The organism is Psychrobacter piscatorii (assembly GCF_001444505.1).
GTDB lineage: Bacteria > Pseudomonadota > Gammaproteobacteria > Pseudomonadales > Moraxellaceae > Psychrobacter > Psychrobacter piscatorii_B.
Genome location: NZ_LNDJ01000085.1, coordinates 44,580 through 61,967 on the forward strand (window position 1 = coordinate 44,580; position 17,388 = coordinate 61,967).

A 17,388-nucleotide genomic window follows, 5' to 3' on the forward strand; every position below is an offset into this window, starting at 1 on the left:
TCACATCCGTTTGATAGATGCTTTTGTGGGTTAGATGTTATCTTTCATAATCCAAGTAACCAAATCCGCAAAATTATCAAACGCCTCGGTTGGGCTGAGCTCACGAATGTCTTGCCCGTAGTTATAGCCATAGGATAGTCCAAGCGTGTCCATATTGGCGTTTTGCCCCGCTAACATATCGTTTCTAGAATCCCCAATCATCACTGACTGCGCGACACTAACATTGAGAGCGTCGCAAACGTGCAATAGAGGCGCTGGATCTGGCTTTTTGGTGGGTAGACTGTCGCCACCCATCACTTCACTAAACAGATCTTGCCAGCCGAATGTTTGCAATATTTTGGGGACAAAACGAATGGGTTTGTTGGTGACTAGAGCGAGTGTGTAGCCAGCCGCGTGAAGTTTTTTAAGGCCGCTATCGACATCGGGATAGGCAACGGTTTTGCTACCACCAATCTTAGTATATGCCTCAAAAAATATCTGCTCCGCGTAATCAGCCTCAGCTTGGGTCAATGCGCCCTCTGGGACAGTCACATCACCGACCAAAGCACGCTCCACAAGCATTCGTGAACCATTGCCTATCCAATTGCGTATCGTCTCGATAGGGTAGGTGTCTTTACCAAGCGTGGTCAGCATCGCATTGGTTGCGTCGGCCAAATCAGGCACGCTATCAATGAGCGTTCCATCAAAGTCAAAAATTAAAAGTTGCTTATTCATTGTTCCTCACTATTAAAAGTCATTATATTTATTATGTTTGATATTCTGTGTTATACCTTGGCACGGTAGTATTTTAAGACTGGTCAATTTAGTGATGTTATATTCTCAAGGTGATGAGCATTAGCAATTACTCGACATCTTTATATAGTCAATCCACTAAAAAAGCGTTACAGCGTTAACCTCGCTTGAAGTATGACGTATACATCTGCACTCGGTTGCCTTGTACCACTCTTAAATTGGATCAACTATAACGCGCGCGGTGTTCTTTCTTCATTCTTAGATAATCTTCGTTCTCACGGCACTCGTCCCATTTAATCTTAAAAATACGTGCTGATTCTGCCTTGATCGGGTCTTCGGTTTGTCGTGGTAACTCTTCGCGGCCATGGGCGCCGCTTTGGCCTTTTTTGTCATCAGGTACTGGCCCTTTGTATTTTTTACCGCCCTTGTGATTGGCATAGCGACGCGCGCGGGTATAGCCCATTTGAATAAATTTGCGCGCCATATCTGCACCGACAAAATCATCGTCAGCTAGATAATCCAAAAACATCTGGTAAATCGTCTCACTACTCTCTTTTGCAATATCAGGCGTGGCAAAATGCCAATGCGGGAGTATTTCAGACTTGTAAGGCTCTACCAGTAATACGCCTTGCTCACCGCGCCCGACGCGATATAGCTCAGGATGCTCACGTAGATCAAGATTTTTATAATCCAAGTCGTAATCGAATTCTCTCATATCTGCCACCTAGGCTCTGTACTATGATGGGTATCTATTCATTCATAGTTACTGAGTATACTGAGCCAAGCGGTGTAGAAAATAGCACAAAAATGTTATGCAACCGTGAGTAAAGCGAGCGATGAGTATAAATAACAGACATAAAAAAAGCCCCAAACAACTTTGTTTGGAGCTTTTAGAATTTGATTAACGAATGGTGGCTCGAGGCAGGATCGAACTGCCGACACACGGATTTTCAATCCGTTGCTCTACCTACTGAGCTATCGAGCCGTCTTCGTTGAGGCGCTATTAAACTAAATATGAGCACGACTGTCAAGTGATTTTTGCATTATATCGAATAAAAGACAATAAATAATCAGATATTAGCAAAATGAGACGTTTTGAACGCCGTTTTAGTCTTTTACTCGCAGTAATTCATACTCGCTCATAATACGGTGAATATCTGCATCCGCAGGGATGAATTCACGCACGCCTTTTTTGACCTCGGCATCATAGACCAGTTTAATAAATTTGGCATCGATGGCACGTTTACGATTCTCTGGATGTACCGTCAGATATTGCAAACGCTTGGCATCGGTCTGCCCATCATCAAAACAAGCAACCGCAGCGATAGGCTTATCATTGAACATACCAACATAGAGATATTGTCCACGTTTGAATCCTTGCGCCACTATGTTTAACACCTCAGCACCATCAGGCTGCGCATCATCACTATCGTACAATGCCTGCAAGCGTTCTGCTAGCTCGTTATCGCGAGCAGGTTTTTTGATAAGTGGCGCATCCAAGCTATTAATGGCGATCGCTTCTAAAGGCATAGCAGTTCCTATAAACAGAGGGTTTTTATAGTATAAAGTCAGTGTGACACCACACTATGTCATGGAGAGTAGTGCCACAAGGTAGACATTGTCAATGTTCGAGCGAGTCATGATTGATAATACTGAACACACTATTTTAGCAGAATGACGTAAATTTGTGCGTGGTTTAGCGCTTGGTCGTGGCAGTAAATGTTAGGGTTTGCTATGATGAGGCTAGATAATATGTGGGACACATCAACCCTAATATATTGATATCTTTTGTATATATCACTTTTTCATACATTTTTTGCTGACGCTGATGGCAGCGCTAGCCTCAATGTAACAGACAGCAATGGGCGATGTTTCACCCTATTTATAATTGACCGCTTTTCACTGATAAAAAACCGATAGAGAATAGCCATGACAGCCAATGCAACTGAGCAAAATCAAGCAACAAACCTAAATTTATATGGTCGCCCTGAGCGCATCGCGACCGTTGAGCGCATCACTGCCGAAACGCAAATCACTTGTACCGTCAACCTCGATGGTACAGGCAAAGGCGTGGTAGATACGGGCGTACCGTTTTTGGATCATATGATTGATCAGATCAAGCGTCACGGTTTGTTTGACTTGGACATCAAATGCAACGGCGACACTTTTATCGATGACCATCATAGCGTCGAAGATACGGGTATCACCCTTGGTCAAGCCTTCAATAAAGCCTTGGGCGACAAAAAAGGCATCCGTCGTTATGGGCACTTTTATGCGCCATTAGATGAGTCGTTGACACGCGCTGTGGTTGATCTATCAGGGCGTCCAGGGCTGCACATGGATATTCCATTTACGCGCTCGCACGTTGGCCGCTTCGATGTTGACCTATTCAGTGAGTTCTTTTATGGCTTCGTCAATCACTCGTGGATGACGGTGCATTTAGACAATCTCAAAGGCAAAAACAGCCATCATCAGATCGAATCAACCTTTAAAGCCTTTGCTCGTGCGCTGCGTATGGCCTGCGAATATGATGAGCGTGCGCTCAATACCTTGCCATCGACCAAAGAGGCTTTCTAAGGCGCATATAAGGCTGTTCTACAAGGTTACTCAAGAGGGTCAGTTAAGCTTGGGGTACTGGTTGTACAGCCTGCGCTTAACTTCCTTGTAGCAAAACCTTATCTACACCTTAGTAACAGAAAATAGTATATATAGTATAGTAGTCAAAATATTTAAAAACGAGAACCAATTGATGACCAAAGTAGCGCTATTAGATTATGGCATGGGCAATTTGCATTCCGCTGGCAAGGCACTATCGGTAGTCGGGGCAGATGTCTCTATCACCAATGATTCAAAAGTTGTCGCGGCAGCAGATAAAATTGTCTTCCCTGGTGTTGGCGCGATGCGTGATTGTATCGCTGGTATGTATGAGGCAGGCATTGATGACGTGGTACGCGATGCAGTGTTTAACAAGCCCGTGATGGCTATCTGTGTGGGGATGCAGGCGTTGTTTGAGCAATCGGCTGAAAATGGTGGTACAGATTGCCTTGGCATCTTAAACGGTACGGTAGAAGCGTTTGACCCTACGTGGAAAGACAAACAAGGCGCAACGATAAAAGTACCACATATGGGCTGGAATACGATTAATGGTATGGATTTTGACCATCCGCTCTGGCACGGTATCGAGGACAACGCGCATTTTTATTTTGTGCACAGCTACTACTGCTCACCTAGCGACCGCAAGCAAGTGGCCGCGGTATGTGACTATGGTCAACCGTTCTGTGCCAGTGTCATCCAAGACAATCTATTTGCCACCCAGTTCCATCCAGAAAAGAGCCATACCGCTGGCTTGCAACTGCTAAAGAATTTTGTCGAGTGGAATGTGTAGTTAGGCAGTAAACGTAAATTGCACATTTGCTTCAGAATAGGGTAGATTATCGCTTGTATAATCTACCTTTTTTATTCTCCACTATTGTCATTCTTAACTATCAATTTTTAGTTATTATTGTTTAGTGATACGCTCAATCATTTTCTGCTCGCTTATATTTGGAATACTCTAGTGGACTTTACCGCCTTTAAAATGAATGTTGTTGAAACAACTGGCCTTGCCAAAGATGCCTTACATATCTATGTTGGGGTTGGTGTCTACTTGCTTTGTCTGTTTGTGCTGCGTCCTATCATCAAAAACCACAATATCAGAGCGTTTATCGCATTGATCGTGGTCACTGGCGTGGCGTTATCAGGTGAGTATCTGGACAATCGCCATATCATCATACCAAAAGGCCTCTTGGCATTAGAAATGGTGGATATAAAGGCCAGTCTGCATGATCTGATGAATACGTGCCTGCTGCCTTTCGTGCTATTTGCTTTAAATAAGTGGACAAGGATTTTTCAAGCGAGCAGCTCACCAAGTAAGCTACTAAAGAAAACCCGTTAAAACAGTTTTTCAATCCTGCTTTACAAAACTTACGAAACATAAAAACTCTCATCTATTTAATGCTGACTTCATTTGTTACCTTAGATTTATCATTTCTAGCTACTTAATAAATAGCTACTCAATAAATATAAATCATAAAAAAGGAAGCCACTATGAATATGCAAGATCTATTAGATAAAGCCAAAGACACCTTAGACAACGCCAAAAATACTCTAGGCTTAGAGCCGCAAGAAACTGAAGCAGGCATTTATATTCCCTCAACATCATCGCTAAAGATAGCTGCGCCGAATAAAACCAACTACGATCATACTAATTACGATAATCCCTATACGGGCGATAAGAGAATCATGATGGTCTGTACCGAAGAGCAGTACATGACTATGGAGAACGGCAATAAATTTGATACCGGTAATCATCCGGTGGAGATGATGGTGCCGTTATTACATTTTAAAAAAGCAGGCTTTGATGTCGATGTGTTTACGCCAACAGGCGAGGCGGTCAAGGTCGAGCAGTGGGCGATGCCAGAGGACGATGACGACGTTAAACAAATTTATAGTGAGTATGAGTCCAAGTTTAACAATCCCAATAGTATCGCTGACTTTGTCAAAAATGACATGGCCAAGAGCGACGATTATGCAGCGATTTTTATTCCAGGTGGTCATGGCGCGATGCTAGGCTTGCCAGAAGACAAAAACCTTGGCGCATTGCTACGTTGGGGACACGATAATGATCTCTTTACCTTAGCGATTTGTCATGGACCTGCCGCTTTATTATCCGCTAACCTAAACGGTTCTGATAAGGCAGATGATAAGTCTGAGCGCGACTTTATCTTTAAAGGTTATAAGATGGTAGCGTTCCCCACTGGTATGGATAAGCAAATGCCAAAAATTGGCTATCTGCCTGGTACGATGCCATGGTACTTTGGGGATAAGCTTGAAGACCTAGGCGTCACTATTAGCAACAAACTGGCCACCGGTAGCACTCATCAAGACAGAAAACTGATCTCGGGGGATGGACCATTAGCTGCCAATGAGTTTGGTAAACTGAGCGCTACTGAATTACTAAAAGCGCTTAGCTAAAAGGTTGGCAAGCCGTTCACTTGAAATAAATCATTTCATAGCATAAAAAAACGGACTATTAATGAGTCCGTTTTTTTTCAAGCGGGTAATCTAATTTGGATAACCTCGAATAGGAGCTATAGGATAAAAAAGAACTAAATTATCCATTTTTCTTCTTCTACATTGATCCAAAAATTCTATTAATGAATCTTCGTTTTTTAAAAATTCATTGAGCTGTTCAAAAGAAATTTCATAATAGATCTCTTGCAAAAGTACCAGTTCATTGACTTCCACTGACGGAATTACAAGGGCTGACGATGACTTATGCAAGAAGTCTAATATTCTTCATACTCAACATACCTATGATTTGGCGGACTAACTGGAAAAGATAAGTAATATTTATTGGTAGTGGTTTCTCTACCTAACGAGTATCTTTTTTCTCTACTGATTTTCAAATTTTCAAATTCGTAACGCATAGAGGTCTCACGTAAAGTCATATTATGAAGCTAACCTACTTCTCATCATACAGCTCACGCACGACTTCACCAATCACTTTGATTCCATCCGTCAGCGTCTGCTCATCGGCGGCGATACTCATACGAATACACTCGTGTGCATGTTGGTAATCGCTGACATCCACACCAGGGAAGAAGTACTCACTTGGCACAATCAACGTGCCTTTTTCTTTTAGGCGCTCGTATAGCTCAAGGGTCGTAATCGGCAAGTCTTTAAACCATAACCAAAAGAATATCGCGCCTTCAGGCTTATGAATCATAAGCGGATAATCGCCCAATGCTTCTTTCAATAGCGTCACCGCGAGTGTTGCCTGCTGTTGATAAAACGGCTTAATCTCATTATCCGATAACTGCTTGATACGGTCGTTTGCGACCAGTGGCGTGGCAATCGCTGCTCCAAAACGTGTCGGCGCTAGATTGACCACGGCATTCATCGCGCTGACCGCCTCAATCACTTTAGCATCAGCGACGATAATACCGGTACGCATACCGGGCAAGCCAATCTTCGACAGGCTAAAACACAGAATCGTATTGTTATCCCAGTTCAAATTGACATCAGAGTAAATGATATTCGGGAAGGGCATACCGTAGGCGTTATCAATAATCAGCGGAATGTCATAACGCTTAGCAATCTCGGACAAATGCGCCATTTCATCATCGGTCAGCACGTTGCCAGTCGGGTTGGTCGGGCGTGAGCAACAAATCGCGCCAATACGACCTTCCTTGAGCGCTGGCAGGTTTTCCAATGCCTCAAAATCCACGCTATATTTAAAGAAGCCTTCTTCGCCATCATGCGTCACTTCATCGATATGCGGTAATACGGCGGTAAAATGCTGACCTTCCACATGCACATCACTATAACCAATATACTCAGGGGTCAATGGTAGTAGAATGGATTTGTCGACAGATTCACTATTCTCCTCAGTGAAAGCACCACCAAATAGATTAAACAGATAGAAAAACGCATTCTGTGAGCCATTGGTCAGAGCGATGTTGTCCGCCGTGAGATTCCAATCATAATGACGGTTAAAGAAGCCAACCAAGGCGTCAATAAAGCCTGCATCCCCTTGCGGATTGGAGTAGTTCGCCATGCTAATAATCGCGCTACTATTGGGTACGCCTGCGTCGTTATCAACACCCAGCGCCTTATACGTCTCCAAAAACAGCTCGTTGACGGCATCAATTTTGGCAGGGTTACCACCGCCCAGCATGTTGACTGGCTGATCGCTTTTTAGCGCATCGCCCAGATCATCCATCAACTGTGAGATGCCCGTAGGCTGGGTAAATTTTTGACCGAACTTTGAGAATTTCATAAGGTTACCGTGAATGTTTAAAGGGTTATTTGATGAATAAAGTTGGGCTAGTATAGCAAATGAGAAGTATAAAATAAGCAAAGTGCGGGGCAGATATTAACTTATATGTCTATACAGGTTGTGAAGCAACAACGCCCTCTATGTGAATAGAAGGCGTTGTGGTTTGAGGTTTTTAGACAATCGTAATATTCGTTCATATGTTGAGCCTACTGGCTAAGCACAAGAGAGTCCTCAATTAAAAGTCGTATATAAAATTTTATTTCTTGACAATAGTTTTTTAAAGCAGTACATTTTACTAACTAAGTTAGTAAATCTATTACTAACTTAGTTAGTAAAATGTACTAACATAAACTTCAACATACTATACTAAGGTCTAAATATGGATATACCTACTCATCTAAATCACAAACCGATCGTAAAGCTGGAAAACTATTCAAAAATTGATGGCGCATATAGAAATGATACAGATGTCCAAGGTTTATCGCTTGGAGTATCGCAGTGGAGTGATGAAGATTTATCAGTTAAAGTTTGGCGTCATTCGGGCAAAAAGTGGTCTCGAATGTCTGAAGAATTACCACTACATCGAGTTTTAGATTTGGCTAGTTTAGTTTGCTCAGCTTTATCCTATGCGCAAAGCGATATACTACTAAGTGATGATAAGTTTAGTATTACGACAAGTAATGATGCAGATTTGCTAAATAATTTAAAACAAAAGCTGCATCCTGAATATGTAAAAAATAACTTAAATGAGCCTCTGACACGCTTATCACGTTTGTTAAAAAACCTAGGTTATTAGTCAATTTATAGAAGCTGCGGGTTTAATTAGAAATTAAGGTAAACGGATAATATGAAAGTACATTTTTATGATAGAAGTTTATGGAATGATTTTTACAAATACCTGTCAGCTATAGGACTAGTAACGAGTACTACCTTCTTGTTCATCACTACTTCTGATAATTTCAAGATTATTACAGGAGGAGTCTTATCTATAGCAATATTCACAGTGTTTCTAGCTTTATGGTTTAGAGCCAATAGTTTGAAATACGTAAAAGTAAAAATTGATTCAACAAGTGTAGAAATTAAAGAAGGTGATTTATTTGAACAAGAAGGTTTGATTGCTATAGGTTTTAATGAATATTTTGATACAGTTGTAGACGACAAAATAATATCTAAAAAATCTTTGAATGGAATTTTCATTGACACATATCTAATTCATACTGGTAAAGAAGTTGACGAACTTGATGTACTCATTGAGAACGGCGTAGAGAACGAACACAAAGCTAAAGGGAAAAAGCGTAAAGCAGAAGGGAAGTTACAACGATATAAGCTAGGAGCAATTTATCTACTTGACGATAGATATATTTTAACTGCATTTACAAAATTTAATGATAGAAACGAAGCTAGGCTTACTATGTCAGAGTACTTAGAGTTTTTAGTCAATTTCTGGGATAACGTTAATTCTATATACGCTCAAAGGTCAGTAAGTGTTCCTATATTTGGTGGTGGTATTACTAGGTTTAAAGAGCATAAAACTATTTCAGATGAAGAGCTACTTAAAATCATGCTTTGGACTTTTAAAATTAGTGAAATGCGGTTTAAACATCCTGCTAGGCTTACGATAATAATTCATCCTGAGAAAATAAAAGCAATTAATTTAAATGACATTAAAGGACTAGGCAATGGCTTATAGAAATGGGACTTATGTAGCGTTTGATGGTTTAGATACTACAAACCCTACAATTGGAGATATAAAGTACTTCAATATGCTCAAGATGTGGAAAAATATAAGTAGCAAATCATTAATTGATTTCAAATTTAGTGACAGCCATCAAAAAACATCTCAAGTTAGGGACACCAGTAGTAGGAATACGCTAGAGAGAGTGCTCTTAGAGCGTCTGAAAAACTCTAAAAATATGGTTTTAATTTTAACTGAAAAAACTAGACATGACAGAGAAATGTTGAACTACGAAATAGAAAAAGCTATAAAGATGGATTTACCAATTATTGTATGCTATCCAAAAGTACGACAACCTATATTTAATCCAAAATATTACTCAGATTATTGGCCTCTAGCTCTAGCCGAAGGTATTAGAAAAGAAGAAGTTCAGTGTATTCATATACCTTTTAAAAAGAAACCAGTTTTAGATGCTATTCCAAGATTTCATATCCATAGCAATGAGAAGTTAGAATCTTTAGGTTTTTATAATAGAGATGCATATGATTTTTTTAATATTACATGGGAATAGTATATGTTAAGAATATATCGTTTTAAGACAATATTAAGGTAGCAGGAAACACTCAAATGACAATACCCACTTCGCCTAGACTGGTTAGTTATAGTGGATAGAAATTTTCCGCTATAACTAACCCTTGTTAAACTTTTAACCCTAAATCATCGCCCTGACCCGTGCCATAATCCCGCGCCCAATCACCAATCTCACATAAATAATGGCAATGGCAAACAGCAAGACGACTAACGCCGCACCGCCAATAGCCAAGCTCATCCACGGCACACTAAACTGTAGATTAAACCACTGCGTGATGGCTGCCCATGCGCCAACGCTGGCGATAACAACGGCAAAGGTCGCAGCACTAATACCAAGCACTCCCAATTCTAAAATATTGAGCATATACAGGTCACGCTTTTGCATACCGAGCAGTCTAAATGACGCGCTGTCCTTCATACGATCTTGCGAGGTAGACAGCAGCGAGCTGATCAGCACCATGACCCCAGTGAGCAGGGCAAGCAAGGTAAACACATAGACCAAGCGGCTCATTTGTACCACCAGCTCTTGAATTTGCTTGGCAATAGCCGTGCCATCGATGGTCGTGACTGCAGGGAACTGGCGTACCAGTTTGCCTTGTAGCTCTGGAATGGTATCTTCTGATACATGCGCGGTGGCAAACTGAATCTGCGGGGCAGCGGACAGCACCGACGGCTCAAACAGGAAGTAAAAATACGGGCTTGGGCCACGCTCATAGCGCGTGCGAATACTGGTGATCTGCCCGACGATTTCGATACCCTGAATATTAAAGCGCACCTGATCGCCCATGCCGACATTGAGCATACTGGCGGCAGTGTCCAAGATAGACAAGGGTTTGATTTGTTCATTTGTCGCATCGATAGGCGTATATAGCGCATCGTCTGTGAGCGATTCAGTGATGTACTCAGTATCCATGACCGTATCGGCGTAGCTTAAGTTAAACACCCGCGTAGGGTCATCAAACCCATCTTCAGGCTCGATATCTTTTGCCGGTACATCGTTCGCCGTCTCTACACGGGCGCGAATGACGGGGTAATAGGTGACAGGCGCCTCAATGATTGCATCAATATTGTCATGTTGATCGCTTTGCACATCCAGCAAAAACAGATTGGGCGCGTCTTCAGGATAGGCATTGATAAACTGCGCATTGATACTGTGATTGAGTGTGGTGATGAGCGTCAGCACCGCGACCGATAGCGATAAAGTGACAAAGAATAATGCGGATTGATTGCCTTTGCGCGCCAGATTATGAATGGCGATACGCTGCATCCAGCTGACTTTGGTATTGCTCGCTAACTTATTAAGCAGCCATAGCCACCCACGCGCCAATAACCAAAATATCGCCACAAAGCCAATCAAGCCGCCCAGTAACTGCGCGCCTAATGACAATGAGCCAACTTCATAAGCAAAGAAGGCATACAGCCCTGTCATCACCAAGCCATACCACAGTAATGGCACGCGTCGATACCACGGCAGGTTTTGCGACTGCGTGCTTGCCCCTTGATTGAGTAGGGTCGCGGGTTTGGTGGTGTTAAGCGCGCTTAAACCACGCTGCGCAATCAGCAACGTGAGGGCTAAGGCAATCACAATGGTCTTAATCGCGCTAATTGGATTGATAGATAGACCCACGTCAGCAGGTAAGATAGCCGCGAGATACGGCTGACCAATTTTAATCAAGCCCAGACTAAGGACAATCGCGGCGATACAAGCAATGACAGTTGTGACGATAAGCAATTGATAATAGCTACGTTTGAGTGAACCAAGCGGCTCGCCTAACGCCAAACGAATGGCATTATTGGACTGCTGCTTGCTGACGAACGCACTAATGACACCGTACATGGCGACTGCAGAGAGTAGCAGTACGGCAATGACCAGTAGCTTTAAAAACATCAATACATTATCAGAGATACGTGAGACCGAAGTATCTGCTGACTCGGCATCAGAGAGCTCGATATCAGGATAACTGGTCAGTATACCAGTGAGCTTTTTACGCTGCGTCGTTATCAGCTCAGGGTCACCTGCCATCTCGATACGATAGTTTATGCGGCTGCGCTGACCAAGTAGATTGGTCGCCTCTAACGCATCTTGTTTCATTAAGACCCGCCCACCAAAACCAAAGGCGGTTAAAGGTCTGTCAGGTTCTTTGGTCAGCACATCACTGATCGTAAACTGTGCATCGCCAATGTCGATACGGTCGCCGACACTAGCATTTAGGCTACTGAGCACTTCTGGGGCGACGACGATAGTGTCAGCGGTTAGTTGCTCCCACAGCGGCTTTCCTGAGGCAAGCTCAGCGGTACCGTATAAAGGGTAAGAGGGCGACACCGCTTTAACGCTGGCAAGCAAGGTTTGCTCATCGGTGACGAGCATGGCGCTAAACTGATAGTCATATACGGTCTGCGTATCGGGGATGGTTTCTACTTGCGCCAATACCTCGCTTGGCCAGTCTTGCTTACTGTTTAAAATCAAATCGCCACCAACGAGTGCGCGCTGATTGTCATTGATATAACGATCGACAGACTGCTGCACAGAGTCGAGGGTCAGGTAGGTTGCAAGTGACAAGGTCAATGTGAGTAGAAACAACACTGGATACACCCAGCGCTGCCACCAACTACGGCTGAGTGCTTGCGAGCCTAGTGTTTTGGTGAAAAGTTGATTGAGGATACCGCTAGAATAACTGGTCTCTTGACGCATACTGGTATCAGTCTTTTTTATATCAGTTGATGTGTTGTCTGTCAGCTTTTCATTCATGTCGGTACAATCCGGCCGTCATGCATGGTAATGACGCGATCTGCCATCTCGGCAAGCGCAGGATCGTGAGTCACGACCACTAGTGCAGAGCCAACTTGCTGGCGTAAGTCTAATAATAATTGCATGACTTGATCGGCATTTTGCTCATCGAGGTTCCCTGTTGGCTCATCGGCAAAGACAATCTTTGGATGCGATACTAGCGCTCGTGCCACCGCTGTACGCTGCTGCTCACCACCTGATAGCTGATTGGGTAAGCTATGACGGCGATGACCCAAATCAACCGCATCAATCAGCTCGTTGACTCGTGCTGGGTTTGGACGTCTGGCAATATCAAGAGGAAAGGCGATGTTTTCGGCGACTGTCAGTGTTGGCAGTAGATGAAATGACTGAAAGACAAAACCCATGTCCTGTTGACGAATGACCGCAAGTGAGTCTTCATCCAAGCTGCTGAGCGTTTGATCTGCCAGCGACACCGTACCACTATCGGGATAGTCTAATGCTGCGAGCAATCCTAGTAAGGTCGATTTACCCGAGCCTGATTTGCCCATGATGACCACAAACTCGCCAGCATTGACGTATATATCGACGTCCTTGATGATAGACAATTTTTGCTCACCGACTTGCACAGTTTTGTTTAACTGAGAGGCGGTGAGCAGGGCAGATTTTTCAGTATCTACTGGCGGTATTGATGTGGCAGTCGAAGGTGATGTCATTACAGTGTCTCGTTAAGTGGACTCATTTGTCGTATTTTTGGTTGTGTCGGCCTGAGAGGTTTCGGCTGCTGTGACTTCTTGTAGCGTGGGCTCTAAGATAGGCAAGATATTGTCATTGACGATGATGGTGTAGCCTTCTTTGGTTGGGTGAATGGCGTCTGCTTGGTTGAGCTCAGCGTCACCGCCGACACCCTCTAAGAAGAACGGAATAAGCGTTACGTTCATGTCTTTAGCGACGCGAGGATAGATATCTGAGAACGCGGCAACGTAGTCATCGCCCAAGTTATCATAGATCGACATCCCGCCCAAGATGACGACACTACCATTGTCTTGCAAACGTTTAACAGCTGTCCGAATATTGGCTTCAATCGTCGCCACATCGATACCGCGTATGGCGTCGTTAGCCCCAATGGTCAAAATCGTCACATCAGGTTTGGTTTGTAATACCCAATCTAAGCGATTGACCAGACCCGTGCTGGTTTCACCGCTCAGCCCTGAGTTGATCACTTCGGTATTCTTATAACCCATTGCTTGCAGACGATCTTCTAACTGCGCAGGGTAGTTATCATTTTTATCCACCCCAAGACCTTCCGTCAATGAATCACCTAGGGCCAAAATAGTGATTGGGGCGTCGTTGACTTGCATATCGGTGGGTGCATCAGCATTGGCGTCTACGGACGTTGTATTGGCTTGGTTGGCTGTCGTTTCAGTATCTGAGCGTTGGGTGTCAGTCGGTTGATTCGGTGTGGTCGGCTCAGTCTCTTTTTGACAACCACTGATCGCCATGACAGCAGCGAGCATGGCAATAGCAGGCAGGCGCTGAGCGAGCCGAGAAGGGGTATTTAGCATGGGTGTTATGTCCTATAAGCAATCAAGCTGATGTAGAGTCAGCTCAAGATTTAAATCATCTTGCACTGACTATAGCAAAATAAGACAGCCACCAATATTGCCCTAAGGTTAATTTCAAGACAGCTTTATTGCGCGTTAGAAATCAAGGACTTATAGAAAGCAGTATGTAGAGATTTTGATAAGCTAATATCAAATGTATTTACCATCGACCATCACTGGACGACTGACGAGCCAAGCAATCACAACGTTTGCAATCATCAGTATCAGAATAATAAAAAGCGGCAGACTCCAGCTATCAGTCGATTCATGGAGCCAGCCTGTGCCAAGCGGGCCAAAAAATGCAATCAAATAACCGACGGCTTGTGCCATACCAGACAGCTCACTTGATTGATTGGTAGTATACGTCCGTAATGAGAACAGCATCATACTCAAGGTAAAAATCGCTGAGCAACCAATCCCCATCATGGCTGACCATAGCCACGCCAACTCAGTGGACAGATAGCTGATACCTAATACGCCAATGACATTGAGCACAGCGGCAAACACGGCGAGTGCTTGAATAGGACGACCACGATTAATCAGCCATGTCAGACTCAAGATAGAGATGGGTGCCATAAACTGAAACACAGAACCCATTTGGCCAGCGCTCACGGCAGATAGCCCTTTACTAACCAAAATAGAAGGCAAAAAACTGGCAACGGTATAAAACAGTAATGATTGTAGCCCCATAAAGACAGCAATTTGCCAAGCAAACGTCGTTCGCCAAATAGAGATATCAGAGGCATCTTTATCTGTAGATATGACGGGTTGGTGGTTAGATGAGCCCAAACGCACACGCAAAAATAACCAAATCAATAACGCAAAAACACCTAAAACCGTCCAACCACCCAACGCCCACTGCCAGCCTACTTGCTCAGACAAAGGGAGGACGATGCCTGAGACTATCCCAGCGGTCACCGTCATGGTTAAACTAAACAAACCCGTAATCAGCGGAATATGTTGCGGAGTACGTTGCTTGATGACAGGCGCGGCCAGTGTATTAGCAAAGCCAATGGCTAGAGTCAGCAATAAAGTACCGATTAAAAACCCAGTCCACGTCGGGATAACGGTACGCAGAATCATGCCAGTGGTTAATAGCGCGATCATGGTAATCAAGGTATTCTCAAGTCCAAAACGCTTGCCAATGGCTGGTGAGATCAGCGCACCAAGGGCAAAACCCAGCATCGGCACAGCGCCCAACCAGCCAATCTGTATCTCCGAGATATTGAGTGCTTTTTGCACCACTGGCGCGATTGCGCCCAGTGCAACGATGGGAGCGCGCATGTTGGTTGCCAGCAAAATCATGGCACATAGCACTAACCAAAAGGTGAAACGAGAGGATGGCAGTTTGGATGAGGTAGACATAGCAGCACAACGATAACAGGGAAAAAGGACACGTTATAAGACAGCGCCGAAAAATCGTCGCTTGTAAAACAACACTAAAGATCATTTACTCAGACACGTACCTAAACGGTAATCAATAACGTCAAACAGAACTAAAAATTTGCAGAGGGCAAAACAGATATGTTTGCTGGCCAATTTTTTAAATAGAAAATATCTAAATAGAGAGTGTCTAAATAGGAATAATAAGAGATGAAGATATAAAATAGCGCCAAGTCACTTTGAATGATTTGACGCTATTATACGAACAGATGTTAGGTAAATACTACCTGCGTGTGGTAACCAATGAGTTTTTACACAGATTTGCCGAGTTGGGCAGCTCTTAACGCGTTTTCTTGTTGTTCTGCCATCAATGAGTCGCACTTGTTGGGATCATCGCCACAAAATGAGCACTGCTCATCACCCATCAATTTGGCAACACCACCACAAGAGCCTTTGAGCGGCTTTTTTTTGACCATATAACCGATGCCCATAAAAACGAAAAATAGGATAAACACTGTAAAGGTAATGGCAAGCATAGGAAGCAATTGGCTAAGCATAGAGGAAACCTCATTGTCAAAAGTGGGGCAGTTGCTGTTAATGATAATGATAATGATATACTTTTAATGGCAACTAACTAATAGTATAGCAAATTTTGGTGTTGCTCGTTGCGCGTTATCGTATTCTCTTGTTTCAATGCCAAAAACTTACTAGGGCTTTTTGTCAGCGCGTAATGCTTGCATTGCTGGTGTCTGAACCACTTGCCAGTCATCGATATTATCATCAGACACGTTATCAGAAACATTACTCTCAGACCCGTCTGTTTTTATATCGTCAGCCAATACTACAAACATAGCAGCCAAGTTTTGAGCTTTAGCGACATCTAGTGCTTTATGATAGGGCATCGCTGTCAGCGCTGTCGCCCATGCATCAGCTAATGCAACTGAATCAGCCGCGACAGTGACGGAGGGCGCACCGCCTGCGATGGGTTTGCCAGTGATCGGATCAATGGTATGGCTATAGCGTTTGCCATCGAAGATGACAGAGTTGCGATAGTTGCCTGAGGTGGCAAGGTGCATCTGGGTCGCTGTGTTTTTTGGTTGACGGATGGCAGAGATTGTTTGACGCTCGCTGACAGTGCTGCCTTCAATAGGGGCGTCAATCGCAATTTGCCATGGCTGCTGTTGGTTGTTAACGCCAGATGTCGAAATTTCACCGCCAATCTCAACCATATAATTGCGAATTTGATAATCCTCTCTCAGCACATCGGCGATGACATCAACCCCATACCCTTTGGCAACGGCAGAAAAATCAAGCTCGACGCCGTCTTTAGTTTTGGATACCGTTTGGTCTTTTTTTATAATACTCTCAAAGTCTACCAGTGCTTTTGCTTGGGCAATCTCAAGTGCCGTGGGCGGACTTTGTAGACGCTCGACTGTCATGGTGCTGCCAAAACCCCAGGTCTCGACAAGCGGCATCACCGTAGGATCGAATGCGCCGCCAGACTGCTCATAGACAATCTTTGAGACATCCAGCACCCGACTAAAATCAGCGTCGATGGTAATCGGTGTATTCTTATTCAACCGATTAAATTTAGAGATGGTCGAGTCGCTCTGATAGGTCGACATGCTGTCGTTAATCTGTTTCAAGCGTTCATCGATTGACGCTTGTATGGCAGCTTCATCTGCATTATCAGGGAGCTGATAACTGATATGGTAGCTTGTCCCCATCGTTTCACCAGTCAGATAGTTATAATCTGGTGTTTGCTGGCAAGCACTGAGGCTTAAGATACTGGTAAGGCTCATTGTGCCAAACAGCGTGTTTTTGATCGTTTTCTTAG

The 17,388-nt window shown here is 43.7% G+C and carries 17 protein-coding genes and 1 tRNA gene; 7 read left to right on the forward strand and 11 right to left on the reverse strand.

The features are described 5' to 3' along the window. Window positions 1-30: 30 nt before the first annotated feature. The 4 genes from AS194_RS09345 to AS194_RS09360 all read right to left on the reverse strand — a co-directional run bounded on the left by AS194_RS09345 (window position 31) and on the right by AS194_RS09360 (window position 2,262). The gene (locus AS194_RS09345; RefSeq protein WP_058025244.1) at window positions 31-714 is read right to left on the reverse strand and encodes a phosphoglycolate phosphatase; all 684 of its coding nucleotides are present in this window, start codon (window positions 712-714) and stop codon (window positions 31-33) included. Between the two features lie 241 nt (window positions 715-955). Beyond that, window positions 956-1,447 (reverse strand): DUF4385 domain-containing protein, encoded by a 492-nt coding sequence (locus tag AS194_RS09350; protein WP_058025245.1) that lies wholly within the window; start codon window positions 1,445-1,447, stop codon window positions 956-958. A gap of 194 nt (window positions 1,448-1,641) precedes the next feature. Beyond that, window positions 1,642-1,717: transfer RNA gene (locus tag AS194_RS09355), tRNA-Phe, on the reverse strand. Window positions 1,718-1,839: 122 nt separating this feature from the next. After that, window positions 1,840-2,262 carry a hypothetical protein gene (locus tag AS194_RS09360; protein ID WP_058025246.1) on the reverse strand — a complete coding sequence of 141 codons (423 nt, stop codon included), beginning with the start codon at window positions 2,260-2,262 and terminating at the stop codon, window positions 1,840-1,842. A 399-nt stretch (window positions 2,263-2,661) separates the two neighbouring features. On the opposite strand from AS194_RS09360, the gene hisB reads away from it, so the two are divergent. The 4 genes from hisB to AS194_RS09380 all read left to right on the forward strand — a co-directional run bounded on the left by hisB (window position 2,662) and on the right by AS194_RS09380 (window position 5,745). Further along, window positions 2,662-3,309, forward strand: a complete 648-nt coding sequence (gene hisB / locus AS194_RS09365) for an imidazoleglycerol-phosphate dehydratase HisB (protein ID WP_058025247.1) — start codon at window positions 2,662-2,664, stop codon at window positions 3,307-3,309. A 172-nt stretch (window positions 3,310-3,481) separates the two neighbouring features. Continuing rightward, complete coding sequence (hisH, locus tag AS194_RS09370) at window positions 3,482-4,117, forward strand: imidazole glycerol phosphate synthase subunit HisH (RefSeq protein ID WP_058025248.1); 636 nt, start codon at window positions 3,482-3,484, stop codon at window positions 4,115-4,117. A 192-nt stretch (window positions 4,118-4,309) separates the two neighbouring features. Further along, window positions 4,310-4,666 carry a hypothetical protein gene (locus AS194_RS09375; protein ID WP_227511624.1) on the forward strand — a complete coding sequence of 119 codons (357 nt, stop codon included), beginning with the start codon at window positions 4,310-4,312 and terminating at the stop codon, window positions 4,664-4,666. A gap of 152 nt (window positions 4,667-4,818) precedes the next feature. Continuing rightward, complete coding sequence (locus tag AS194_RS09380) at window positions 4,819-5,745, forward strand: DJ-1/PfpI family protein (RefSeq protein WP_058025250.1); 927 nt, start codon at window positions 4,819-4,821, stop codon at window positions 5,743-5,745. Between the two features lie 490 nt (window positions 5,746-6,235). Here AS194_RS09380 and AS194_RS09385 read toward each other — a convergent pair whose 3' ends face one another. Next, window positions 6,236-7,552 (reverse strand): valine--pyruvate transaminase, encoded by a 1,317-nt coding sequence (locus AS194_RS09385; RefSeq protein ID WP_058025251.1) that lies wholly within the window; start codon window positions 7,550-7,552, stop codon window positions 6,236-6,238. A 379-nt stretch (window positions 7,553-7,931) separates the two neighbouring features. Between AS194_RS09385 and AS194_RS09390 the strand changes: the two genes are divergently transcribed. The 3 genes from AS194_RS09390 to AS194_RS09400 are packed head-to-tail and all read left to right on the forward strand — an operon-like array spanning window position 7,932 to window position 9,798. After that, window positions 7,932-8,348: a DUF6530 family protein gene (locus AS194_RS09390; RefSeq protein ID WP_058025252.1), complete on the forward strand. Its 417-nt coding sequence runs from the start codon at window positions 7,932-7,934 to the stop codon at window positions 8,346-8,348. A gap of 51 nt (window positions 8,349-8,399) precedes the next feature. Then, on the forward strand, window positions 8,400-9,242 hold the full coding sequence (locus tag AS194_RS09395) for a macro domain-containing protein (protein ID WP_058025253.1): 843 nt from the start codon (window positions 8,400-8,402) through the stop codon (window positions 9,240-9,242). Further along, window positions 9,232-9,798: a TIR domain-containing protein gene (locus AS194_RS09400; protein ID WP_058025254.1), complete on the forward strand. Its 567-nt coding sequence runs from the start codon at window positions 9,232-9,234 to the stop codon at window positions 9,796-9,798. Before AS194_RS09395 ends, AS194_RS09400 begins: the two co-directional genes overlap by 11 nt. A gap of 141 nt (window positions 9,799-9,939) precedes the next feature. On the opposite strand, the gene AS194_RS09405 is transcribed toward AS194_RS09400, so the two are convergent. The 6 genes from AS194_RS09405 to AS194_RS09430 form a co-directional block, all read right to left on the reverse strand. Next, window positions 9,940-12,567, reverse strand: coding sequence for an ABC transporter permease (locus AS194_RS09405; RefSeq protein ID WP_083499654.1), 2,628 nt, complete (start codon window positions 12,565-12,567; stop codon window positions 9,940-9,942). Beyond that, a complete protein-coding gene (locus AS194_RS09410) occupies window positions 12,564-13,280 on the reverse strand; it encodes an ABC transporter ATP-binding protein (RefSeq protein ID WP_058025255.1) in 717 nt (238 codons plus the stop codon). Before AS194_RS09410 ends, AS194_RS09405 begins: the two co-directional genes overlap by 4 nt. Window positions 13,281-13,292: 12 nt before the next feature. Continuing rightward, on the reverse strand, window positions 13,293-14,129 hold the full coding sequence (locus AS194_RS09415; RefSeq protein ID WP_058025256.1) for an arylesterase: 837 nt from the start codon (window positions 14,127-14,129) through the stop codon (window positions 13,293-13,295). 189 nt (window positions 14,130-14,318) lie between these two features. Then, window positions 14,319-15,533 (reverse strand): CynX/NimT family MFS transporter, encoded by a 1,215-nt coding sequence (locus tag AS194_RS09420; RefSeq protein ID WP_083499655.1) that lies wholly within the window; start codon window positions 15,531-15,533, stop codon window positions 14,319-14,321. A 329-nt stretch (window positions 15,534-15,862) separates the two neighbouring features. Continuing rightward, window positions 15,863-16,108, reverse strand: a complete 246-nt coding sequence (nqrM, locus tag AS194_RS09425) for a (Na+)-NQR maturation NqrM (RefSeq protein ID WP_058025258.1) — start codon at window positions 16,106-16,108, stop codon at window positions 15,863-15,865. A gap of 150 nt (window positions 16,109-16,258) precedes the next feature. Then, the gene (locus AS194_RS09430) at window positions 16,259-17,353 is read right to left on the reverse strand and encodes an FAD:protein FMN transferase (protein WP_413771713.1); all 1,095 of its coding nucleotides are present in this window, start codon (window positions 17,351-17,353) and stop codon (window positions 16,259-16,261) included. Between the last annotated feature and the right edge of the window lie 35 nt (window positions 17,354-17,388).